The organism is [Brevibacterium] flavum, assembly GCF_019317305.1.
In the GTDB taxonomy this organism is placed as follows: domain Bacteria; phylum Actinomycetota; class Actinomycetes; order Mycobacteriales; family Mycobacteriaceae; genus Corynebacterium; species Corynebacterium glutamicum.
The window spans coordinates 1,697,681-1,720,832 of the sequence record NZ_CP079240.1 but is presented as its reverse complement, the minus strand read 5'-3'; the positions used below and the strand labels follow the sequence as shown (position 1 = coordinate 1,720,832).

21 protein-coding genes, 1 tRNA gene and 2 pseudogenes are annotated in these 23,152 nt (G+C 53.5%); 12 read left to right on the top strand and 12 right to left on the bottom strand.

Annotated features, from left to right (window positions below):
• Together scpA and meaB are read left to right on the top strand one after the other, a co-directional pair.
• Window positions 1-2,214 (top strand): methylmalonyl-CoA mutase, encoded by a 2,214-nt coding sequence (gene scpA, locus KW808_RS08340; protein ID WP_003862325.1) that lies wholly within the window; start codon window positions 1-3, stop codon window positions 2,212-2,214.
• On the top strand, window positions 2,207-3,298 hold the full coding sequence (meaB, locus tag KW808_RS08335; RefSeq protein ID WP_003862329.1) for a methylmalonyl Co-A mutase-associated GTPase MeaB: 1,092 nt from the start codon (window positions 2,207-2,209) through the stop codon (window positions 3,296-3,298). The genes scpA and meaB overlap by 8 nt, the downstream gene beginning before the upstream one ends.
• A 299-nt stretch (window positions 3,299-3,597) precedes the next feature.
• Here the strand turns inward: meaB and KW808_RS08330 are convergent, their stop codons facing one another.
• Window positions 3,598-4,209 (bottom strand): GNAT family N-acetyltransferase, encoded by a 612-nt coding sequence (locus tag KW808_RS08330; RefSeq protein ID WP_003862331.1) that lies wholly within the window; start codon window positions 4,207-4,209, stop codon window positions 3,598-3,600.
• Window positions 4,210-4,800: 591 nt separating this feature from the next.
• Window positions 4,801-4,886 (bottom strand) — tRNA-Leu (locus KW808_RS08325).
• 153 nt (window positions 4,887-5,039) lie between these two features.
• On the opposite strand from KW808_RS08325, the gene KW808_RS08320 reads away from it, so the two are divergent.
• Genes KW808_RS08320 through KW808_RS08305 form a run of 4 tightly spaced genes read left to right on the top strand, consistent with a single transcriptional unit; the run spans window position 5,040 to window position 9,481 of the window.
• Window positions 5,040-6,650, top strand: coding sequence for an ABC transporter transmembrane domain-containing protein (locus KW808_RS08320; protein ID WP_230622939.1), 1,611 nt, complete (start codon window positions 5,040-5,042; stop codon window positions 6,648-6,650).
• Window positions 6,651-8,450, top strand: a complete 1,800-nt coding sequence (locus tag KW808_RS08315; protein WP_003862337.1) for an ABC transporter ATP-binding protein — start codon at window positions 6,651-6,653, stop codon at window positions 8,448-8,450. It begins immediately after the preceding gene.
• Window positions 8,451-8,496: 46 nt separating this feature from the next.
• Window positions 8,497-9,030 (top strand): YbhB/YbcL family Raf kinase inhibitor-like protein, encoded by a 534-nt coding sequence (locus tag KW808_RS08310; RefSeq protein WP_003856119.1) that lies wholly within the window; start codon window positions 8,497-8,499, stop codon window positions 9,028-9,030.
• A gap of 16 nt (window positions 9,031-9,046) precedes the next feature.
• On the top strand, window positions 9,047-9,481 hold the full coding sequence (locus KW808_RS08305; protein WP_003856120.1) for a hypothetical protein: 435 nt from the start codon (window positions 9,047-9,049) through the stop codon (window positions 9,479-9,481).
• 299 nt (window positions 9,482-9,780) lie between these two features.
• On the opposite strand, the gene KW808_RS08300 is transcribed toward KW808_RS08305, so the two are convergent.
• The 6 genes and pseudogenes from KW808_RS08300 to KW808_RS08275 form a co-directional block, all read right to left on the bottom strand.
• Entirely contained in the window at window positions 9,781-10,779 is a 999-nt protein-coding gene (locus tag KW808_RS08300; protein WP_499651907.1) for an IS3 family transposase, read from the bottom strand.
• Entirely contained in the window at window positions 10,746-10,961 is a 216-nt protein-coding gene (locus KW808_RS08295) for a hypothetical protein (RefSeq protein WP_499651905.1), read from the bottom strand. The genes KW808_RS08300 and KW808_RS08295 overlap by 34 nt, the downstream gene beginning before the upstream one ends.
• A 2-nt stretch (window positions 10,962-10,963) precedes the next feature.
• A complete protein-coding gene (locus KW808_RS08290; RefSeq protein ID WP_034983451.1) occupies window positions 10,964-11,773 on the bottom strand; it encodes a hypothetical protein in 810 nt (269 codons plus the stop codon).
• An 850-nt stretch (window positions 11,774-12,623) separates the two neighbouring features.
• On the bottom strand, window positions 12,624-13,739 hold the full coding sequence (locus tag KW808_RS08285) for a quinone-dependent dihydroorotate dehydrogenase (protein ID WP_003860029.1): 1,116 nt from the start codon (window positions 13,737-13,739) through the stop codon (window positions 12,624-12,626).
• 11 nt (window positions 13,740-13,750) lie between these two features.
• Window positions 13,751-14,773, bottom strand: coding sequence for a hypothetical protein (locus KW808_RS08280; RefSeq protein WP_499651903.1), 1,023 nt, complete (start codon window positions 14,771-14,773; stop codon window positions 13,751-13,753).
• 37 nt (window positions 14,774-14,810) lie between these two features.
• Window positions 14,811-15,747 (bottom strand): annotated as a pseudogene (locus KW808_RS08275) (aldo/keto reductase).
• A 111-nt stretch (window positions 15,748-15,858) separates the two neighbouring features.
• On the opposite strand from KW808_RS08275, the gene KW808_RS08270 reads away from it, so the two are divergent.
• From KW808_RS08270 to KW808_RS08255, 4 genes are all read left to right on the top strand, one after another.
• Window positions 15,859-16,683 (top strand): undecaprenyl-diphosphate phosphatase, encoded by an 825-nt coding sequence (locus KW808_RS08270; protein ID WP_499653056.1) that lies wholly within the window; start codon window positions 15,859-15,861, stop codon window positions 16,681-16,683.
• 208 nt (window positions 16,684-16,891) lie between these two features.
• Window positions 16,892-17,077, top strand: coding sequence for a hypothetical protein (locus KW808_RS08265; protein WP_499651902.1), 186 nt, complete (start codon window positions 16,892-16,894; stop codon window positions 17,075-17,077).
• Complete coding sequence (gene mshC / locus KW808_RS08260) at window positions 17,074-18,150, top strand: cysteine--1-D-myo-inosityl 2-amino-2-deoxy-alpha-D-glucopyranoside ligase (RefSeq protein ID WP_499651900.1); 1,077 nt, start codon at window positions 17,074-17,076, stop codon at window positions 18,148-18,150. The genes KW808_RS08265 and mshC overlap by 4 nt, the downstream gene beginning before the upstream one ends.
• Window positions 18,151-18,174: 24 nt before the next feature.
• Window positions 18,175-18,555: a hypothetical protein gene (locus tag KW808_RS08255; protein ID WP_003860020.1), complete on the top strand. Its 381-nt coding sequence runs from the start codon at window positions 18,175-18,177 to the stop codon at window positions 18,553-18,555.
• Window positions 18,556-18,724: 169 nt separating this feature from the next.
• Here the strand turns inward: KW808_RS08255 and KW808_RS08250 are convergent, their stop codons facing one another.
• From KW808_RS08250 to arsB, 3 genes are all read right to left on the bottom strand, one after another.
• Window positions 18,725-19,366, bottom strand: coding sequence for an arsenate reductase ArsC (locus KW808_RS08250; protein ID WP_499651885.1), 642 nt, complete (start codon window positions 19,364-19,366; stop codon window positions 18,725-18,727).
• Between the two features lie 75 nt (window positions 19,367-19,441).
• A complete protein-coding gene (locus KW808_RS08245) occupies window positions 19,442-19,861 on the bottom strand; it encodes an arsenate-mycothiol transferase ArsC (RefSeq protein ID WP_499651898.1) in 420 nt (139 codons plus the stop codon).
• A gap of 16 nt (window positions 19,862-19,877) precedes the next feature.
• Window positions 19,878-20,990: an ACR3 family arsenite efflux transporter gene (gene arsB, locus KW808_RS08240; RefSeq protein ID WP_044395107.1), complete on the bottom strand. Its 1,113-nt coding sequence runs from the start codon at window positions 20,988-20,990 to the stop codon at window positions 19,878-19,880.
• A gap of 80 nt (window positions 20,991-21,070) precedes the next feature.
• On the opposite strand from arsB, the gene KW808_RS08235 reads away from it, so the two are divergent.
• On the top strand, window positions 21,071-21,418 hold the full coding sequence (locus tag KW808_RS08235; RefSeq protein WP_003860014.1) for an ArsR/SmtB family transcription factor: 348 nt from the start codon (window positions 21,071-21,073) through the stop codon (window positions 21,416-21,418).
• A gap of 8 nt (window positions 21,419-21,426) precedes the next feature.
• Window positions 21,427-22,452, top strand: a pseudogene (locus KW808_RS08230) (ArsO family NAD(P)H-dependent flavin-containing monooxygenase).
• A 22-nt stretch (window positions 22,453-22,474) separates the two neighbouring features.
• Here KW808_RS08230 and KW808_RS08225 read toward each other — a convergent pair.
• Entirely contained in the window at window positions 22,475-23,047 is a 573-nt protein-coding gene (locus KW808_RS08225; protein ID WP_044395104.1) for a hypothetical protein, read from the bottom strand.
• Window positions 23,048-23,152: the final 105 nt, after the last annotated feature.

Sequence of the window (23,152 nt, the reverse complement as noted above, 5' to 3'; positions counted from 1 at the left end):
ATGACGTCGATCCCTAATTTTTCAGATATCCCATTGACTGCTGAGACACATGCATCGGAGTCACACAACGTTGACGCCGGCAAGGTGTGGAACACTCCCGAAGGCATTGATGTCAAGCGCGTATTCACGCAGGCTGACCGCGACGAGGCGCAAGCGGCGGGACATCCGGTGGATTCTTTGCCAGGTCAAAAGCCATTTATGCGCGGGCCGTACCCAACTATGTACACCAATCAGCCGTGGACGATTCGCCAGTACGCAGGCTTTTCAACCGCCGCGGAATCCAATGCGTTTTATCGGAGGAACCTTGCTGCGGGTCAAAAAGGTTTGTCGGTTGCGTTCGATCTAGCGACCCACCGCGGTTATGACTCGGATAATGAGCGCGTGGTCGGCGATGTGGGTATGGCCGGCGTGGCGATTGATTCGATTTTGGATATGCGTCAGCTGTTTGATGGCATTGATTTGTCCAGCGTGTCGGTGTCGATGACCATGAATGGCGCTGTGCTGCCGATTCTTGCGTTCTATATCGTGGCGGCTGAGGAACAAGGTGTGGGTCCGGAGCAGCTTGCGGGCACGATCCAGAATGACATCTTGAAAGAATTTATGGTGCGCAACACCTATATTTATCCGCCGAAGCCGTCGATGCGCATCATTTCCAACATCTTTGAGTACACCTCCTTGAAGATGCCACGTTTTAACTCCATTTCGATTTCTGGCTATCACATCCAGGAAGCGGGAGCGACTGCCGATTTGGAGCTGGCCTACACCCTGGCCGATGGCATTGAATACATCCGTGCGGGTAAAGAGGTAGGCCTCGACGTGGATAAGTTTGCGCCTCGTCTGTCCTTCTTCTGGGGTATTTCTATGTACACCTTCATGGAGATCGCAAAGCTGCGTGCGGGACGACTGCTGTGGAGCGAGTTGGTGGCAAAATTCGATCCGAAAAACGCCAAGTCGCAGTCGCTGCGCACGCACTCGCAGACCTCTGGTTGGTCGTTGACCGCGCAGGATGTGTACAACAACGTCGCCCGCACCGCGATTGAGGCGATGGCTGCAACCCAGGGCCACACCCAGTCGCTGCACACCAATGCACTTGATGAGGCGTTGGCGCTGCCCACCGATTTCTCTGCTCGTATCGCCCGAAACACCCAGCTGTTGCTGCAGCAGGAATCTGGCACGGTGCGTCCAGTTGATCCATGGGCGGGCTCCTATTACGTGGAGTGGTTGACCAATGAGCTGGCTAACCGCGCGCGCAAGCACATCGATGAGGTGGAGGAAGCCGGCGGAATGGCGCAGGCCACCGCGCAGGGAATTCCTAAGCTGCGCATTGAGGAATCAGCGGCACGCACCCAGGCTCGCATTGATTCCGGCCGCCAGGCGCTGATCGGCGTGAATCGCTACGTGGTGGAAGAAGATGAGGAAATTGAAGTCCTCAAGGTTGACAACACCAAGGTTCGCGCAGAACAGTTGGCTAAACTCGCGCAACTGAAAGCAGAGCGCAACGATGCAGAAGTCAAGGCTGCGCTGGATGCGTTGACAGCTGCTGCCCGCAACGAGCATAAAGAGCCAGGGGATTTGGATCAGAACCTGCTCAAACTTGCCGTCGATGCTGCGCGCGCAAAAGCTACCATTGGAGAGATCTCGGATGCTTTGGAAGTTGTCTTTGGCCGCCACGAAGCAGAAATCAGGACGCTGTCTGGCGTGTACAAAGATGAGGTTGGAAAGGAAGGCACAGTGAGCAACGTCGAACGCGCGATCGCCCTGGCTGACGCCTTTGAGGCTGAGGAAGGCCGCCGCCCACGTATCTTTATTGCCAAGATGGGCCAGGATGGACATGACCGTGGACAGAAGGTTGTCGCGTCTGCCTATGCTGACCTGGGCATGGACGTGGATGTTGGACCGCTGTTTCAAACTCCAGCCGAAGCTGCCCGCGCCGCCGTGGACGCCGATGTTCACGTGGTGGGTATGTCTTCGCTGGCAGCAGGCCACCTCACCTTGCTGCCCGAGCTGAAGAAAGAACTTGCAGCTCTTGGCCGCGATGACATTCTGGTCACCGTGGGCGGCGTCATTCCGCCGGGCGATTTCCAGGATCTCTACGATATGGGCGCCGCCGCGATTTACCCTCCAGGAACCGTCATCGCGGAGTCGGCGATCGATCTGATCACCCGACTCGCCGCACACCTGGGCTTTGACCTGGATGTGGATGTGAATGAGTGATCACGGTTTCCTAGAAGACAACCTAGGCACCCTCACCACCACCGGAGGCACTGATTTAGGGCGCAGCACCGCAGTGGCTCCGGAGGCGCTCAAGCGCGCCAGGCAGCGCATCGACGTCCAATTGCTTTACGACGCCGTCCTCCAACACGACCGCACCCTCATGGCGCGTGCCATAACCCTGTTGGAATCCACTGCGCCAGCCCATCGCGCCTTGGCCCAAGAACTCCTGGTCAAGCTGCTGCCGCATTCCGGAAACGCCCTGCGCATCGGCATCACAGGAGTCCCCGGTGTTGGTAAATCAACCTTCATCGAAGCCTTCGGCCTGCACCTGATTGAACAGGGACACAAGGTGGCAGTCGTAGCGATCGACCCGTCCTCGACCAAAACTCGCGGCTCGATCCTTGGCGATAAAACCCGCATGTCCAAGCTTTCCAACGCAGAAAACGCCTTCATCAGGCCGTCACCTTCTGCCGGAACACTTGGCGGTGTGGCCAAAGCAACGCGTGAAGCCATGGTGGTTTTCGAAGCTGCAGGTTACGACATCATCATCGTCGAAACCGTCGGCGTCGGCCAAAGCGAAGTCGCCGTATCGCACATGGTGGATATCTTCACCTTCCTGGCGCTGTCCGGCGCTGGCGACCAGCTCCAAGGCATCAAAAAAGGTGTCCTAGAAATGGCAGAATTGGTGGCCATCAACAAAGCCGACGGCCCCAACGAAAAACCAGCAAAACGTGCAGCCCGCGACCTCGCGTCTGCACTCCGTATGGTCCGCAGCCCCGACGAACTCTGGCATCCACCAACAATCACCATGTCAGCTGTCGAAGGCACCGGCGTGGACACCTTTTGGCAACATGTCCAAGACCATCACAAAACCATGGTGGAGGCAGGGGAGTTTGAAAAACGACGTCGTGACCAACAAGTGGGATGGACTTGGTCGATGGTCCACGAAACTATTCGCATGCGTCTCGAAAACGATCCCGGTGTTCAAGCAGTGAGCCAAGACATGGAACGAGCCCTCCGCAAAGGTTCCACCACCCCGACGTTGGCGGCCCAAAACATCCTGGCGGCGTTCGACAAAGCCTAATAAGGCACCGTTTGGATGGTGGGCGAACAAATATGCGAAAATCCACCACAGAATTCAGAAAACCTGCGGTCTGTGGTGGATTTTTTCGGTTCCGAGTCGCTATTATGCAAAAATCCGTTCGATTTCAGATCCTGGAGCCTGTTTGTGGTGAGTTCTTGATCAGCAAATTGGCAGGAATCACATCTGACCCATGAGTCCCAAAATTGAGACCGTCCAGAATCGCTTCTGCGACCTTGAAAAGGCCTCACCCACACCGTGGCCTACTCTGAGATCCTCGACCCCTTAAATCGCCTTCAGGGTTAAACAGTTGGCATCGCTGGCGGTTTCCACATCGCCAGTTCAGGAGTGCCATCATCATCTGAGGGGATATAACCCAAGGGCACAAATCCCAGACGGTTATATAGTTGAGCCGCACGAGTCGACGTCGCCTCCAAATAGATAGCTTCATCACCCGCGCGAGCGATTCCGTGATTAAGAAGCGCACTGCCAACACCCGTTCCACGGGCAGAACTAGATGTTGCCACGGTGTAGAGGTACCAATGGGGGAATTTGGGGTGGAAACGAGCCGAACTCAAATCCGTCCACGCCACCTGCGCAGCCTTGATCCCGAAAATGGAGACGAGCCGGGGGAGCATCGCTGCTTGATCTTTGGCACTGTGATTACCATCTGGCCGATCCCATAACGCGACGCCGACGATTTCTCCCTCAGAATCACGCGCGACATCAATATTTCCCGCCACTGCATACTGCTTCTCAATCTGCAGTTCGAAAAGTGCTCGAAGCTTTGCTGAACCGGGGTCCGGCTGCGGGATCCATCGTAAAAATGCTGGATCGTTGGCGAATGCTTCAACCAGAACATCGACGATCTTAGGGAAGTCAGCTTGTGTAGCAGGCAAAACGGTGGGACTCATGGATACCAGAATAGCGAAATGAAAAGGATGGAGAGCTCAAACGATGTCAGAGGCAACCCCGCGCCAAAGTCCTGTCATCACAGCCCAAGGGGAAGTAAGAGGCACTTTTTGGTTCCAGGAGCTGCTCCTAGAAGCCATAAGTCTTGAGCTAGGTAGAAGCATCAAAACCTGATGGGCAATTATTGTTTTTGCCACCTGATTATTAAAAACAACGGGAACAAACAATTGACGAGCACCGACAACCAAAAATAGCTTTCACCCGGAGCAGGAAACTGATCTTCGAGGAATACTCTGAGTACCAAGAAATAGAATGCCCAAACCAGCACTTGCGATGAAATCCAATATGAGAATGTCTTAATAGACCACAATCTGTATCGCCTCGTCTCGATTTGTTCACCAGTGTCCGTTGCGGAGGGTAGTTATTGCTCGGTGAAACCTGGGCAGATTAATTTCGATCTGAACCCCCATTGTTAGCACACAAATTGGTCGGCGCTGGTCGCAATATTCAGTCTATTTTTAAGCAGCCGTAGGAGAAACAGAAAATCACCCTGTACAAGAAGTAATCTTGTACAGGGTGATTTAACTAATTTGTGCCCGGGGGGGGACTTGAACCCCCACGTCCGTTAATAGGACACTAGCACCTCAAGCTAGCGCGTCTGCCATTCCGCCACCCGGGCTGGGTGTTTAGGGCTTATTGCCCTTGGCACGAGATAAACAATAGCCCGAATCTTTCCTTGAACACAAATCTGCAGGTCATTAGCTAAAAAGACAAAGTTGTACTTACAGCTTTGTAAGTACTGTCCGTATAAAGCTGCGGTAGTGTTTTCGCCATGACAAATGAATTCCCCAGGATGCGCACATGGTCCTGGTTTGTTCCGGAGTCTCCACAAGAGGGCACACCCCTGCTTCCCAAGTTGGAGAACTCCACGCCAGTTAAAAGTGCTTGGGCGTTACTGTGGGCGTTTCCTGCTGCTACGTGGCTGTTGGTGTTCGGCATGTTGGTGTCCAGCATGTTTGGTGCTGTGGTGTCGCTGGTGGTTGGTCGTGGCTCGGAATGGGCGTTTGGCTCAGGTGAGTTGATGCCGGTGCTGGTGGTGTCGGTGGCGCTGGCTGTGCTGTTGTGGGTGATATACATCCTGGAGGGCTCGGCTGACGCGTTGACCGATTTGGCGAGTGCCAGGGTGGTGCATAATTTGCGCCTGGAGCTTTCGGGCAAGTTGGTGACTACGCCACGTAATTCGCTGACGCCTGGTGAGGTGTTGAATACGGTCGATCAGGATTCGGTTCAAATTGGTGGGTTGAAGCAGGTGCTGAATTTTCCCATCATGATGGTGGGCTATTTGTTGGGTTCGACTATTTCTATTGCGCCGATTTCTCCGCTGATTGCGGTGTTACTCGTGGTGGGTGGAGTGTTTACCGCGTTGGCTTCCTATTTCACGGCAACTCCGTTGACTAAGATTTCCGCGAAACGCCGTGAGGCAGAGTCGAAATCGGTGTCTTTGGCTACCGATGTGGCGCAGGGGTCCAGGGTGGTGAAAGGTTTGGGCGCTGTTTCTCAAACTGAGGAGCGCTTTGGCGCAGCGGCTGATGAAGCCTTGGCAATCATGTTGAAGGAAGTTCGTCTGCAGTCGTTGCTGACTTTTGTGCGCCAACTTGTCCCAGCGGTGTTTTCTGTGGGTCTTTTGGCTTATGCGTCACTGTTGGCTTTTGACGGGGATATCACTGGTGGTGAGATGATCTCGGTGACGTTGCTGGTGCCACCTTCGTTGACTGTGTTGGGTGTGTCGCTTGGCATGATGACAGAGATTTGGGCTAGGGGACAGGCATCGACAAAAAGGGTCCAAAACTTAGTCACTGAACTGGATAAGGCGGCCGCTAAGCCACGACCTCAGCCTGCCACCTTTGAATTTGAAGAGGGGATCACGGTGTGGGATCCTTCGACACCTGAGGCACGCGATGTGATTGATCGGGAGTTGGAGGCGCTTCAGGTTCGTGAAGATGTCATTGTGGCTCCTCACCGCGTCAGCGTGTTTGAAGGTGTGCTGAAGGATAATTTGAATCCGATGGGCACTATCGCGCCGGAGATCCTGAGGGCTGCTCTTCATGCTGCAAGTTGCGAGGACATTTTGAGTCGGTTGGGTGCTGATCTGAACATGCCGGGGAAGTTTGAGCTTCCAGATACCTTGATCGGCGAGGCCGGATTGAACTTGTCCGGTGGCCAACGCCAGAGGATTGCTTTGGCACGATTCTTGGCTGCTGATCCTGAAGTGCTCATTTTGGATGAACCGACCACGGGGTTGGATGCGGTGACCCTGGATGAAGTGGCACATCGCGTCGAAAAGCTTCGTCGAGGCCGGAAAACCGTCGTCATTACGTCGAATCCGACGTGGCACGGCGTCGCAAAGCAGATGCAATCTGATTTTTCGGAAGGGGTGAAGTAGATGGCGCAGCATGCACGTGTTGCGGATGCGCTGCAGCCGGCGTCGTTAGCGGAGTCGTGGCGTGAGCTGAAAACGATGCCTTCGCGGCCCAAGGCCTGGTGGTATGTGAGTTTCGTGGTTATTAGCGTGGTCACGGTCATGGCGATGGTCGGCACGTCGAATCTACTGGGCTATTCCGTTGATCTGATCAATGGGCAGTCGTTGCCGCTGATCGGTTCAGGATCGACCGCAATGATCTGGTTGCTTGGTTTGGTGGGCGCTGGAATTTTGGCAGAAACTGCCGGTCGCGCGCTGCTGCAATTGGTGATCAACACCTTGGCACGTCGCCTGTCGGTGGATCTGCGGAAAGCTGCGCTGTCTTCGGCGTTGCGTGCACCGGTTCCTGATGTCATGGAATTGGGCACGGGAAACGTGATTAGCCGCCTGACGCAAGACATCGATAACACTGTGCGCATCGTCGGCATGGTAGGTGTGCGTTTGGTGATCACGATTTTAATTCTGCCCAGCTCCTTGTTCGCGTTGATGACCATTCACTGGACCTTTGTGATCCTGTTCATCGCAGTGATTGTGGTGCTGATTCCCAGCGGTCGGAAAGCCGTGCGAGCTATTCCTTCGGCAACAAATATTGTGTCCAGTACGGAGGCGCGTCGAAACAATCTGCTCCTCGATACGATCCGTGGCATTGAAACACTGCGTGTGCTCAAGCTCGGCGCGTGGGGTGTGCAGCGGATGCGCCAAGCGTCGTGGACTGCGGTGCAAGCAACAGCTGATCGCGCGCCGATTTTCACTCGTCTGCTCGCCCTTGGTTCGATTGCTTATGGCCTGCTGCTAATTGGCGTGTTTGGGCTCAGTGCGTTTTGGGTTGCCCAGGATGCGATGAGCATTGGAGCGGCAACGGCAGCAGTTTTCGTGGTTGTGCGCATGGAAATTCACGTGTTCAACGTGCTGTTCTTCGCATCGGAAATTCAGAGTGCGTCTACTTCTCTTGGTCGCGCGGTGTCCCTTGCCCAGATGGCTCGTCGCACCGAACAGCTGTCTGAGCCTGCCGATTGCACAGAACCACCCTCCGTGACTGTGCAGGACGTGACGTTTAAATATCCCGGCGGCGTGGCCATTTTGGAGGATTTCAATCTGGTCTTGGAAGCTGGAACAACCACAGCGCTGGTCGGTACTTCTGGTGCGGGAAAATCCACGCTCGCGGGCGTCATTGCGGGGCTGCAGCGCCCTGATTCCGGCGCCGTTTTGGTCGGGGACATCAACACCGCCACCGTCTCCGACACGTGGACTACCCGCCAGGTTGCGCTGATCAGCCAGGAAGTCCACCTTTTCGCAGGCACTCTGGCTGAGGATCTTCGCATGGCCAATGCGCACGCCACCGACGCGCAGCTCCACGCAGCGCTCGAGTCGGTCGGGCTCGGGCAAATGACAACTGCTTTTCGACGTTTCTTTCCATCCGGATTAGACACCAAAATTGGCGCCGGCGCCGAAGAACTCACCCCTGAAATCCAACAGCAAATCTCTCTTGCCCGCATCGTGCTCCGCAATCCACCTGTGTTGATCATGGATGAAGCCACCAGTGAAGCCGGCAGCGATGACGCCCGCATGTTGGAAAAAGCCGCCACAGAAATCGCACGAAACCGCACCACCTTGGTTGTTGCGCACCGCCTTGACCAAGCAGTTGTCGCCGATCGCATCATCGTGATGGAACAAGGCGCAATCACCGAAGACGGCACTCACCAGGAATTACTTGCTCTTGATGGCCGCTACGCGCAGCTGTATCAACGATGGAGTGCTCAATAGTTCGAATCCGCCACAAACTCTAGAGATTTGGGGTAGAAACGAAGACATGAGCACCTACCAAGACGATCGTTTCCCAGGCCCAGACCCTTACGCACCGCTTGGTGAAAAGCCAAGCTTTACCCTCACCTCCACCGACTTGGAAAACGGTGCAAAGCTGGCCGAAGCCCAACTCGGTGGCACCGATATTTCCCCACAGCTGTCCTGGTCAGATCTTCCAGAAGGCACCAAATCCCTCGCGATCACCTGCCTCGACCCAGATGCCCCAACCGGCGCTGGTTTCTGGCACTGGGCAGTATTTAACATCCCCACAACTGTCACGGAGATTCCCACCGGTGCTGGCGATGAAACCCTCGGCGGCATCGAAGGCGTAGTTTCCCTCAAGGGTGATTCCGGCAAGCGTGGCTTCTACGGAGCGCAACCTCCAGCTGGCCACGCACCGCACCGTTACCTCTTCGCAGTTCATGCACTTGATGTGGAAAAACTCGACATCGCCCCCGACGCTACCCCCACTGTTCTAGGCTTCAACCTGTATTTCCACACTCTTGGCAGGTCAATTGTGTGGGGATGGTACGAGAACTAGTAGGGTATGTCACATTATGAGTTCAGCATCGGGAAGATCATTAAAAAAGCTCACCAGCCTCGAAGGCCGTGCCAGCTGGCGTAAAGTACCGGCAGCAATCCGCATCGGTGGAGCTTTCGTAGCCTTAGGTCTGGTTTTGTTGGTGTTTGCAGCAATTGAGCTGTTTACCGCCGGCATGCTGAGCCCGTTTGTGATCACTCCAGGATTCCTTCTGATCCTCGTTGCCTCGATCATTCTCGGCGCATTCGCTACCACCAGCAAGTACGAGCCAAGCTCAAAGACACAGATCATTTCTTTGAGCATCGCTGTAGCCCTGGTGATCGTAAGTCGTTTGCTTCCAACTATTCAGGTTTATGTCGTGGAGCAGTTCTGGCTCACCGCGTGGGGAGTGGCTGCCTTGCTGTGCGGTTTGGTTATCCGCCGTGCGCAGCTTCCTAAGTCAACAAAATAGGAAACAGGTACCTCAAAGGCCCCGCAGGTTTGATACTTGCGGGGCCTTTGGCGTTTCTAGGTGATCTGGTTGGGTCAGCTGTGCAAAAGAGACCAAAGCACTCGAAGATCCGAGGGCCCTTGGCTTAAAAATGCACTTTTCCGCTCGCTGCCAGGGGTTTGTGAACCAGGGGGGCGATAAGAACACGTGCTAACTCGACCAAAGCACTCGAAGATCCGAGGGCCCTTGGCTTAAAAATGCACTTTTCCGCTCGCTGCCAGGGGTTTGTGAACCAGGGGGCGATAAGAACACGTGCTAACTCAAGCACTTAACAGCGACGCTACACCACCAACCCTCTCCTGTACAGACCCATCATCACGCGCACCATTAAGACGCACCACACCAGCAACTTCCTGAACCACCGGCTGTCCCACATACCGCTGCGGGAACTGCCGGTAATGGGCATCCAACGCCTGCACACGCAACCGATGCACCGCCCTCCAACTACCATCAAACACCGACTGTGGAGTATGCCCAGCCACACCAGAATGCGGATGAACCGTGTTGTAATACACCACAAACTCCTCCACCCACACCCGGGCCTGATCCATCGATGCAAACACCTTCGGATAAAACGGCCGATACTTCAACGTATGAAACACCGACTCCACAAACGCATTATCATCACTCACCCGCGGCCGAATCAACGACAACGCCACACCATGATCCGCTAACAACCGCCGCACCCTCGTCGATGTCATCGCCGACCCATTATCCGAATGCACCGTCACCACACCCGGATTATCCGCTAACACCTGCGTTAACAACTCCACCGCGGTGGAGGTATTTTCCGTCGGCGCGACCTTCGCCCCAACAATCTTGCGGGAAAACAAATCAATCGCCAGATGCAACGCATAGGTCTTACCACGTACCAGCGACGGCAAGAACGTCACATCCCAACACACCACCTGACCAGGCTGTGTTGCTTCCAACCTCGGCTTAACCCGTGGCGTTGGTGATCGTTTCACCGGGGACAGGGCACTGACTCGGTCTTTGTGTAACAACTTGTGCTGCTTGGCAACACGCCACCATGTACGTAGTGATGCGCGGTAGATGCCTTTGTTAAACAACATGTTAAACACCCCACTAACGCTCAGTTGTGGGTACGCGGTGATCGCATCAACAATGAACTGGCGTTCGTGTTCTGCCAACGCTTGACGCACCGACGACACTGCTGGCTCCTTCCCCTGCCAAGGCTCTGGTGTGGGTTCCACACCAGGTGCTGCTAGTTCCACACCAGGTGCTGTTGGTGCTGGCACGGCCTGCAGGACAGGTTTCGGTGCAGGACAGGGACGCGCTTGTTGCGGTAATACGCCGTTGATTTCGACAGCTTGATCAGCCGTAATGCCTTGTTATGGCTCAGCCTGGCACAGGTGGTGAGATCTGTGATCAAGGTGTTTTCTTCCTTGAGTCCTTGATCAAAGGCGCGTTGCTCATCCACGTTTAGGTGGCGTCCTCCTCGTCTAAGCCCTCGCCAGGATTGGGCCTGGTCCCAATAGCTTTTCCCAAGATATCGATCACCATTTGATTCTGATGGTCTTTTTGCTTGTAGTGCGCGAGTTCTTTCTTCAGCGCTGCGATTTCTTTGAGGTACTCGTTTTCCATGATCGTGGCTCTTTCTAGTTGTTGGGCAATCATGTGGCGTAGTCGAACGATTTCGACCACGGTTCGGGTGGTCATCAACCCGATCTTGCGGGGTGAGATATCAGCGTCTAAGTCCCCGTCGGTCATAGCGGCGCACCAGGCCATGATGGTGTGCTTACGGAGTTGGTAAAACGTGAGGAATTGCTGGCCCTGACCGTGTGGTTGAGCTAAGTATCCTATGACCAGGTCACGTTTGTCATCAGCCGTTAGTGTGGTGACATCGTCGACTGGGGTGGTGCGTTCGATCCCGAAGCGGTGGGCATCATCAAAAGCATGGGGAAGCCGGCTGAAGGTGCTTATTGCTGCTAGCCAGGTTCGAACGGTGCAGTGGCCGATGTTGTTGGCTGTGAGGAAGGGCTGGCGGTAGCCGTGCGGCAGGGTGGTGTAGATCCGCATGAACTCGAGTCGTGTTTGTGGCTCGTAGTAGCGTCGCCCGTTGGCGGAGATTCGATCTGGTGGGAAGATCGGCCACTCGATGCTGTGTGGGTCCGGCGCCGGTGGTAGCTGGGGTGCTGTGGGGGCAGGGGCCGGGGGCTGTGGGATCTGGGGTAAGGCTTCGGGACTGATCAGATCCAGGTAGTCCTGAAGGACTGAGAAGGGGATGGACATGATGAACTCCTTGCTAAGGATGGTGGTTCACCACTGACCTGACACTGAGAGTTTCCAGAGAGCGAAACTGTCATTCCAGACCAAAAATGGACCCGCCGGGGGACGCTTGGTCTCGATTGACATTCCGCTACCAAGCACTGAAAAATCGCCGCCAGGATCAAAAGAAAGTGGCCTTCCAGAATCGTCTCTGAGGGCCTCAAACCCACAACGCCATACAAACACCTAACCCAGAATCTCGACCCGTTAGAAAGCCTTTGATCGACTAGTAGCGTTGAGGTGGTTTCGTCGATGAATACTGTTGTTACTGCGTGAGCTGGTGATGAGCCAGAATCAGGTGACTGGAATGCCTGTCGTTCACGCTTAGGGGATGATTCACAATGAAGAAGCCAACTCTATATTTAAATCTCGAATATGGAAACCGAAACTTGCTGTGGGCGGACAAGGTGCCATTTCCGAGGAAAGGGGTACGGTTTGTGACGTATCCTGATGAATTAGGTTTATCGAACGAGTTGAGTGAAAAATCCAGCTGTGGACTCGCTACTGGTTAGCAAATTTTGTTGATGCCGAAGATGCTCCCAAAGGGCGTCCGCAGTGGAAAGCTGGATCTGATGTTGAGTCGTGGGTAGCGCAAGGTGACATTATTGAAAGCGCGCTCCGTGCAGAATTGCCTGATTTTGCGGTGTTCTCGAAATGGAGATTTTATGGACTCAATGTTCGTTTTGTGCAATAAAGTACGTCTTTGAAGTTGTAAGTCCAAAGCGGCATGTGAGGCACCAGAACAGACAAAAGACAGACACACATGCCAAGATCCGCTGTTTCAGCAAGATCCTGGCACGTGTGTTTGGTCTGTTTAGTTCTTCCACTCCAATTCGCTGCCCACAGCGTCAGCGATGTTGCGCAGACCGTGGGCTTTCAGCTGCTTGGCAATGCCGAGGTGGATATCTCTGATCCAATCGGGGCCACCGTAGATGAATGGGGTGTATCCCTGCAGAAGGGTTGCGCCGGAGGTGATGCGTTCCCAGGCTTGCTCAGGGGTGCTGATTCCACCGACAGAGATCAACACCATCTCTTGTCCGACACGTGCGTAGAGGCGCTTGAGTACCTCCAAAGATCGGGCTGCTACTGGAGCTCCGGAGATTCCGCCAGCTCCCATGGCTTCGACTTCACCGGCAGGAGTGTTGAGGCCTTCGCGGGAAATGGTGGTATTGGTGGCTACGATTCCGGCGAGTTTGAGCTCAACTGCCAGGTCAGCTACGGCGTCGATGTCTTCGTCGGAGAGGTCTGGTGCGATTTTCACCAAGACTGGGACGGTGGTGGATTCCTGCACTGCGGCGAGGATTGGTCGCAAAGATTCCACAGCCTGCAGATCGCGGAGACCCGGAGTGTTGGGGGAGGAAACGTTGACAACCAGGTAATCAGCAAGATCACCTAACAAAGATGCAGAACGGCGGTAGTCATCTACTGCGTGTTCAGCGGGAACCACTTTGGTTTTACCGATGTTGATGCCGATGACATCGGTGGATTTCCGGTTGCGCAGGTTTGTTGCGACTTCTGCTGCGCCGAGGTTGTTGAATCCCATGCGGTTCAAGATTGCTTTGTCGGCAGGCAGACGGAAAAGGCGCGGGGTGGGGTTTCCTGGCTGTGGGGAGGCGGTGACGGTGCCAAGTTCGGCGTATCCGAATCCAACGGCACCCCAGGCATCAGCCATTGATGCGTTTTTGTCGAAACCTGCGGCGAGGCCTAGTGGTCGTGGGAAGGTGACGGCGAAGACTTCCTGGGAGAGGGAATCATCGTGCACTGCGATGATTTTTTCCATGGTGCGGTTTAGCGGTGCGACGCCGTCGACAACTCCGAGTGCTTTGTTCATCAGTCCGTGGATGCGTTCGGGGCGCAAGGTGAACATCACTTTGAGGCTGGCATCGTAGACGGTTTGACGCAGCTTGCGGGTGGGGGATTGCTTGCTCATGGGTGTCCTTTTTAAGATGCTGGGTTGTCGATGATTTGGATGCCGTCGCCGGTTGCGGATGCTACGACGAGGGTGGAATCGCTTAATACCACGAGGTTTTGCGCGTCTGCGATGGTGTTTAAGCGCTGTTCTTCCTCAGGCACGCCTTCAGAGATTTTGTATCCGACCAGGGTGTTTTCGGTCAGTGAGGTGATCCAGGCGAGCGCGTTGGAAGAATCCCAGGCAACGGCCCATGGGTTCTCGTCGGTGGGGGCGGTCATTTGAAGTCGGATGACATCATCAGCGTTGTAGATGGCAATTTGGCCACCCATTTCATCAGAGACCACCAGCAGGCCGTCTTCGCCACCAGCCATTTGACCAACGCCGAGTCCCACGCGAAGGGTCGCGCCTTCACGGTCGTTGGGGTAGTCCACATCTTGAATCGTGGTGTTTTCGTTCCAGGTGCGCACAACGGCGTCGTGGCGATCAATGACAGGAACGGCGATGAGCTGGGTATTGGGACCCGCGACGGTGAAGGTTTCTGGCTCTTCGCCCTCGCGGTAGATGGTGAGTTCTTCATCTTCACCATTGCCCACCAGAAGCTGATCATCGCTGGTCAAGGCTGCCACCGTGACTGGCTTGTCAGTTGCACGCAACTCATCCAGATCCGGGTCCTTGGCATCAATCAAATAAACGCCATCGGCGCAGGGGAGCACGAAAGTGCCGCCGGTTGCGGTCAGATCTCCGCATTGCTTATCGACGTCCAGTTCCACCTGGCTACCCGCTTCGAAGTCGGAGACTGTACCAATAGCGAGTGCGTCTTCGGTGCGCACACCGAGGATGTCACCATCAGCGACTTCCATGTCAGTGATGTTGCCGAACTCAATTACTTGGCCATCCGGGTTGCTTGCGGGGGAGACAGCGGGAGTTGCCTTGCCCATATCCGGGGAGTCCGTTACCCCTTGCGTACATGCACTTAAAAGAAGTGCAGTTGAGGCCAGCAAAGCTGTGGCGGGAAGCAAACGGGACACACGGGATCGACGGCGCATATTCACAAGGTTTCAGATTACCAGTGAATGTAATTGGACCAAGTCACAGGGAGACATCATCAAGGGCTTGTGTGATTGGTGTTGGCAAAGTCACCGATTCCGCCTTGAGAAGATGTGACAGCTGTTCATGTGTGCGAGCGCCCACGATGACAGCTGTCACTCCGGGACGATCCCGCACCCAGGTGGTGGCTGTGACAGCGGGGCTAATGCCTAATCCTTTGGCTGCAGTATCAAGAGCATCGACAATGATGCGGCCTCGATTATCTAGGTAGCTTTGGACTTCTGCGTCGCGTCCTGTGGATGCAGCTCTGGAATCATGGGGGATTTCGGAGCGATATTTAGCAGTCAATACGCCTTGCCCTAGAGGAGCGCCAGCAAAGAATCCGACACCTAGGTGTTGGGTGGCAGGAAGGAGTTCTTGTTCTGCGGCGTTCCAGCAGGCTGTATTCATTTTGTGCAACGACCACGGGGCGGGCGGAGGCAGCTGCATGATTGGATGCAGCGTGGGTGACCGCTAACTGCCAACCGGAATATCCTCGGACACCGGCATATCGGACTCGGCCGGTGCGCACGGCGTAATCCAAAGTATCGGCCACCTCATGCGGTGGGGTGCCCTCATCCCAATAGCCCACAGACCACAAATCCAAATAGTCAGTGTTTAATGCCCGCAGGGTGACATCTAATTGGGCAATCAAATTGCGGCGGGAGCAATCCACACGACGGCCAAGTGGCAGAGCTGGGTTGACACCTGCGCTGGAGGAAATGACGACAGACGAACGAGAGACTTCCGCATCCAACATCGTGCCGAGCATTTCTTCGGCGACGCCGGTGGTGTAGTTGGGGGAGACGTCGATAAGCGTGCCACCAGAATTGATGAACGCCTTAAAAATATCGCCTGCCTCAGCCAGCTCGGTGCCCGAGCCCCATGTTGAGGTGCCCAAACCGAGCCTGGATACCCGCAAACCACTTGAACCGACCATTCGCTGTTTCACGCCCACCACACTACTGAGGATGCAAAGTAGTACGGTAGATCGGGTGAATGAAGAGATAACCCTCTAGCCGCAGCAGCAGATCCTGCCGCAACTGAAAATATTGGCTGGGTACAAACCATTGTGCTCTCCATCGTTCAAGGCCTCACCGAGTTCCTTCCGATCAGCTCCAGCGGACACCTCCGAATCATCTCTGAGCTGTTCTGGGGTGCCGATGCCGGCGCGTCCTTTACCGCCGTGGTTCAGCTTGGTACCGAAGCCGCAGTGCTGGTGTTTTTTGCCAAGGAGATCTGGCAAATCATCACAGGTTGGTTCGCTGGCGTATTCAATAAGGAACGCCGCGGATTTGAATACCGCATGGGCTGGATGATCATTGTTGCCACCATTCCCGTCGTGATCTTGGGTGTGTTGGGCAAGGACCTGATCCGTGAGGCGCTGCGAAATATGTGGATCACTGCATCCGTGCTGATCCTGTTCTCCCTGGTGTTCATTTTGGCCGAGAAGATGGGCAAGAAGGAACGCGACTACGACAAGCTGACCATGAAAGATGCCATCATCATGGGTCTTGCACAGTGTCTTGCGCTGATCCCTGGCGTGTCTCGCTCCGGCGGCACCATCTCTGCTGGTTTGTTCCTTGGTCTCAAGCGTGAAGTAGCCACCAAGTTCTCCTTCCTGCTGGCAATCCCTGCAGTGCTTGGCTCCGGTTTGTACTCCCTGCCTGACGCTTTTGCGCCAAGCTCCGGACAAGCTGCCTCCGGCCTACAGCTCACCGTGGGTACCCTGGTTGCCTTCGTAGTTGGCTACATTTCCATTGCGTGGCTGATGAAGTTCGTGGCAAACCACTCCTTCAGCTGGTTTGCTGCATACCGTATTCCTGCAGGTCTGCTCGTGATGCTGCTGCTCGCACTGGGCATGCTCAACCCATAAAATTTCTGTACATCTTAAAAATCCGCCGCATTCGTGTTGGCGGATTTTTTGGTTTGTGGAATAGGTGCACTGGCGGCTTGGTTGAAATTTTAGGTGACATTTCGGTATCGAACATAATTTCATAAGTTTCTAGGACGTGTCTCCGCGCTGAACGCATGCAAATAGCTTGTCGCGGAAATAATTACGGAAAGAAGATAGAGTAAAACCCATGCAATCTTGGCCTACACCTGAAGTACCTGCTCTCGCTGGCACGCCTGTGCCTTTGGAATTGTTCGACACTGCAGATCAGGAAGTACGCCTGGTTGAAACCCCACCTGCCGGATCCGACACACCGGTTGGCATGTACGTCTGTGGCATCACTCCCTACGACTCCACACACTTGGGGCACGCATGACATACCTCGCTTTCGATCTGATCTACCGCATCCTGCTGGACAATGATCACGATGTCCACTACGTCCAAAACATCACCGATGTCGATGACCCTCTGTTTGAACGCGCAGCCCGCGACGGCGTCGACTGGCGCGACCTCGGCACCAGCCAAATCAATCTCTTCCGCAGCGATATGGAAGCCCTGAGCATCATTCCGCCGAAGGACTACATCGGTGCGATTGAGTCCATCGACGAGGTCATTGAGATGGTCAAGACGCTTCTCGACGAAGGCCGCATACATCGTCGAGGACGCCGAATATCCAGATGTCTACGCATCAATCAACGCCACAGACAAATTCGGCTACGAGTCCAATTACGACGCAGCGACCATGGCAGAGTTCTTCGCAGAACGCATGGTGACCCAGAGCGTCCCGGCAAGAAAAACCCTATGGACGCCCTCCTGTGGCGCGCAGCCCGCGAAGGTGAACCATGCTGGGAATCCCCATTCGGCGCAGGTCGTCCTGGCTGGCACATCGAGTGTTCAGCAATCGCTACCAACCGACTAGGCCACAGCTTTGATATCCAAGGTGGCGGCTCTGACCTGATCTTCCCTCACCATGAGTTCTCCGCAGCGCACGCCGAAGCAGCTCACGGTGTCGAGCGCATGGCTAAGCACTACGTCCACGCTGGCATGATATCCCAAGACGGCGTGAAAATGTCCAAGTCTTTGGGCAACCTGGAATTTGTTTCCCGACTCACCGCTGCAGGCCATGAGCCCGGCGCGATCCGCCTTGGTGTTTTTGCAAACCACTACCGTGGCAACCGCGATTGGAACGCAGAAAGCCTCGCTACTGCAGAACAGCGCCTGGCAACCTGGCGTGAGGCAGCACGAGCTGCAACCAATAGGGAAGACGCCATTGCAGTTGTGGAGCAGCTCCGTGCGCACCTATCTGCTGACCTTGATACCCCGGGCGCGCTCGCAGCGGTAGATAATTGGGCAGCGGGTATCGACACCACGGCAGGTTCAAAAGAGTTCACCGAGGTCGGAAACATCGTGGTCGCAGCCATTGATGCCCTCCTGGGCGTGCAGCTCTAGGAAATTTCAGGAACAATACATCTCATGACCATTCGCGCCACTTTCCAGCCTTCCGTAGATGAATTCATCTCCACTCTCGAAGAGTTTGCAACAGGTTCATACCTTAAAGAGGACGAAAAGGAATTCTGGGACGAACCTTTCGATGTCAAGGCACTTCCAGATCTTCGTTTCATCTTGGAAAACTACCTTGATTCCCTAGATAAGCTCGGTGAAGCACCAGACCTTGATGCTGTTAACGCTTCCGCCCAGTCCACCCTTGATGAGCTGGAGAAGTTCAACACCAAGCACCACGGTGCTGTTGTTGAACCTGAAGAAAAAGAAGAGATCACTAAATTGATGTTTGATGCTGCAAAGCAGACTGGTGCAGAAGATCTTTCTGCAGAAGCGTTCCCTGAGTTTGAGTAAAGCTCAATGGAGTTTTTAAGCGCCATTCCGGTCGAGGCTGGGGTGGCGCTTTTGTTGGAGAATTCACTTTCTGCTTAACCAACTAGCAATCGAGCCTCGCATAGTTCCCCTATGTGAGGCTCGATAACGGTTTAAGTAGAGCAGTGAAACTTATCAGGCTCCTGATTTCTTAATTTTGCGTTGCTTGGATACTCTTCCAAAGCTCGCGGATTCGACCATCAATTTCTTCAATTATTTCCTGTATCTTTTCTCTACCTTCATCAGACGGATCAGTGAGTTCCCAATCGAAATAGTGTTTTCCTGGATATATCGGACACACATCTCCACAGCCCATTGTGATGACATAGTCAGACGCGCGAACAACATCATCGGTTAGTGGCTTCGGAAAAGCATCAGAAATGTTTACGCCTCGCTCTGACAAGATTTTCAACACCAGTGGGTGAACCTCAGAAGTAGGTAAAGAACCGGCAGAACGTACCTCCACAGAACTTCCGGCGTAGTGAGACAACAAAGCTGAAGCAATCTGTGAACGACCTGCATTGTGAACGCAAACGAATAGCACCTGAGGCACAAGTGAAATGACCTTTCCTTCAGCTACCGCAAGCGCGTGTAGCCGGTCTTTAGCAAATCGCTCGGCCAGAATTGGCAGGTGGGTACGAATTTTTGCTGTCCGTGCTAAGGACACATACGATTCAAAAACATAGCGGTTGATAGTTTCTGAAGAGAAAACTCCTTGATACGTCAGCGCCAGTTCATTTGCGATACGGTTCAAAATATTGGTGTGCAAGTTTGGGGCAGCCTGCTCGGTCATGATCTTCCTTTCGAAGATTTTGCGGAGAAACCAATAGATCTAGCGGTGTCGGAGATGGGAGAGATTAGAAAGCAACTACGCGTTTTGAGTTAGTTCAGCAATGAGGTTTTGAACTCGAGCATCAATATCATCTCGGACCAGTCGCATGCGCTCCATACCTTCAATTCCACGTTCAGAGGGTTCGTCAGTTACCCAGCGCTGTAATGTGCCGTTTGCATCGATAGGCATTTCTAGTTGAGCTTCGGCACCAAGAATGACCACGCGGTCTACTCGCTTAATTAACTCCTGGTCAATACCCTTAGGAAATCCTTGAGACATATCTGCGCCAACTTCAGCAATGGACTCAAGGGACTGTTGATTTAGCTTCGTACCTGGTTTGGTGCCCGCTGAATGAATTTCAAGAGCATCTCCGGCATGTTTTTTGGCTAGCGCTGCCATTTGAGATTTTCCTCCGTTGCCGACGCAAACGAAGAGGACGGAAGGTTGATTATTCATGAAGTTGATTCCTTCGCTATGAGTTGATGATTTGGCTGGTAGAACGAGCTGATGATGGCAGCGTGGGGTCATTCGGGAATAGTTTGGGGCCCAGCCACAGCATGGTGTAGACCAAGGCGACAAGCACAGGAATTTCAATTAAGGGACCGATAGTTCCTGCCATAGCCTGTGCAGAAGTTGCGCCAAACGTTCCGATCGACACCGCAATCGCAAGTTCAAAATTGTTGCCAGCTGCAGTGAAAGAGACGGATGCAGACTTTGCATAGTTCATGCCAGATAGTTTTGACGCAATGAGTGAAATGAAAAACATTCCAACGAAATAGATAACCAATGGTATCGCGAGACGAACTACCGCCCATGGTTGAGAGACGATCTGATCCCCTTGCAATGAAAACAACAAGACGATCGTATAAAGCAGACCGATTAGTGCAAATGGAGAGATTGCCGGAAGGAACTTTTGTTCATACCACTCACGTCCCTTGATCTTTTCGCCAATAATTCGCGAGAAAACTCCAGCAAGTAGAGGTATTCCGAGGAACACCAAAACCGAAGTCACAATTGACCAGAAAGAGAATTGAGCGGTGGTAGTTGGTAATCCTAGCCAGGATGGTAAAACTTGCAGATAGAACCAGCCAAGTGCACCAAACATTGCGACTTGAAAAACTGAATTAATGGCTACGAGAACTGCTGTAGCCTCGCGGTCTCCACAGGACATATCAGACCAAACCAAGACCATCGCAATACATCGTGCGAGTCCTACAATAATCAGGCCGGTTCGTAATTCCGGTTGGTCTGGGAGGAACAACCAAGCTAACGCGAACATTAAGGCAGGACCCACCACCCAATTGAGAATGAGTGACACGCCCATCAAATGCTTATCAGTGGCAATTTGTTTAGTTTTGTCATACCGAACTTTGGCCAACGGTGGGTACATCATTACAAGGAGGCCTAAAGCGATTGGCAAGGAGATCCCTCCGACTTCCATTGCGCCTAGAAAGCCTGAGAGTCCCGAAACGCTCCGGCCTAAAAATAGCCCAAACGCCATCGCCAAAATAATCCAAAGTGGAATGTATTTATCAAGAAATGAGATTCGGGCTGGCTTGGCCCGCGTCTGAGTTGAGTTTGTCATGCGACACCTTTCGGTATATTGATACCTGTCGATATTCAAAATACTTTCAATATCGACATTCGTCAATATATAGTGGATTTATGACCACTCTCCACACAATTCAATTAGCCAATCCAACCGAGTGTTGCACCCTTGCTACGGGACCCCTGTCCAGTGATGAATCTGAACACTATGCCGATCTGTTTAAGGTGTTGGGCGACCCAGTCCGTCTACGGATTCTGTCTCAGCTGGCTGCGGGAGGGTGCGGGCCTGTAAGTGTTAATGAACTCACGGACTTAATGGGTCTTAGCCAACCAACAATCTCACATCATCTTAAAAAGATGACTGAGGCAGGATTTTTGGAACGAGTGCCTGAAGGTCGTGTGGTGTTGCATCGAGTACGGCCGGAACTATTTACGGAATTGCGAACGGTATTGCAGATCGGCTGAATGGAATTATGATGAGTCATTTGCAAACTGAAGGCGCCGGAAACGATCATGACCATTACGAAGCTGTAATAATTGGTGGAGGCCAAGCTGGCCTGGCTACCGCTTATTATCTCATGCGCGCAGGAGTGCAGACTCTGATTTTGGATGACCAACCTGCCTCCGGAGGTGCATGGCTGCATGTGTGGCCTTCGCTACATCTGTTTTCGACTTCAGATTTTTCTAATCTTCCAGGTTGGCCGATGCCCAAATTTGACGGGTTTCCAACATCATCTCATGTCGTAGATTATCTGACGGAATATGAACGGCGTTATGAAATTCCAGTTAGTCGATCAGTTTCTGTAGATAAGGTTGATTTTGTAAATGGTGCCTTTCATTTACAATCTGGAACTCGATCCTGGATAGCTAAAAACGTGGTTTCCGCTACCGGTACTTGGTCGGCGCCATTTGTCCCAGCTTTTCCGGGAAAATTCTCTGGAACTCATTGGCACTCGTCAAATTATCCGGGCGTTCACCCTTCGTAGGTCAACGCATTGCAATCGTTGGAGGTGCAAATTCCGGAGCTCAAATTGCAGCAGAGCTGAGTGAAGTGAGTGAGGTGACATGGTTCACCCGCGATAAACCACGGTGGATGCCAGATGACGTTGATGGTAGGGAATTGTTTAGGCGTAACCGTTTGAGGGCTCTTGCTATTCAACGAGGTGAACGTGACCCAGGGCCAGATTCCGAGCTCGGCGACATTGTCATGCTTCCGGAGGTGCGCAGGGCTCGAGACTCCGGAAAGCTATTTGCCACTCCGATGTTTGGGTCACTCGACGAGATACGTGCTGATCACCTAATTTGGTGCACAGGGTTTCGGCCGGCGATTAGGCCAGTTCGTCAACTTCTCAAACACGGACAACCAAAGGTTCCTGGTCTTTATTTAGTAGGCTACGGAGATTGGACGGGACCTGGGTCTGCGACTATCACAGGGGTCGGGCTTTATGCCAAGCGAGCAGCCAAAGAGATTGCCGTCAGTCGGCAAAGTCGTTAAATAGTCTGAAGGCTAAGAACTTAATGTTAAAGCGAAAATTGTTTTGACACCTCAACTAATGCAGCGATGCGTTCTTTCCAGAATGCTTTCATGACTGGGATGCTGTTTTGATCAGGCAGACGTCGGTGTTGGATGCCGAAGCTGGATTTATTGTCGCCTTTGGAGGTGAAGTTGACGCTCACTCGAGAATCATCGGCCAACCATTTGGCATTGAACGTTTTAGGTTCGGTGGCGGAGGTTTTCTCAATCAAGGTGGGGTCAAGCCACTGTGCCCTCAGGCCATCGTCACCAAAGAGTTTCCACACTTTTTCTACCGGCAGGTTGAGAGTTTTGGAGGCATTGGCCGCGAACCCATCGCTAGTCATCCCGGGTTTGCGCATGCCACGTTCGTATTCATAACCAATCGCGATGCCTTGAGCCCACCAGCCGCTGACCTCAAAGTTGTCCACGATGTGCTTTGCGATGTGGGTGTGAGTCCAAGAGGTGGCTTTTACGTCGTCAAGCAATTTTAGCCACTCTTCCCACGGCTTTCCGGTGCCGTTGAGGATAGCTTCAGGGGACATGCCTGGTGTTGAGCCTTGCGGAGTGAAGTCAGTCATGCGACCGAGACTAGTGGCGCTTTGCCTGTGTTGCTTAGGCGGTGTTGAAAATGAATTGCGAATGAAAAGTTCGGGAATTGCCTAATCCGTACTAAGCTGTCTACA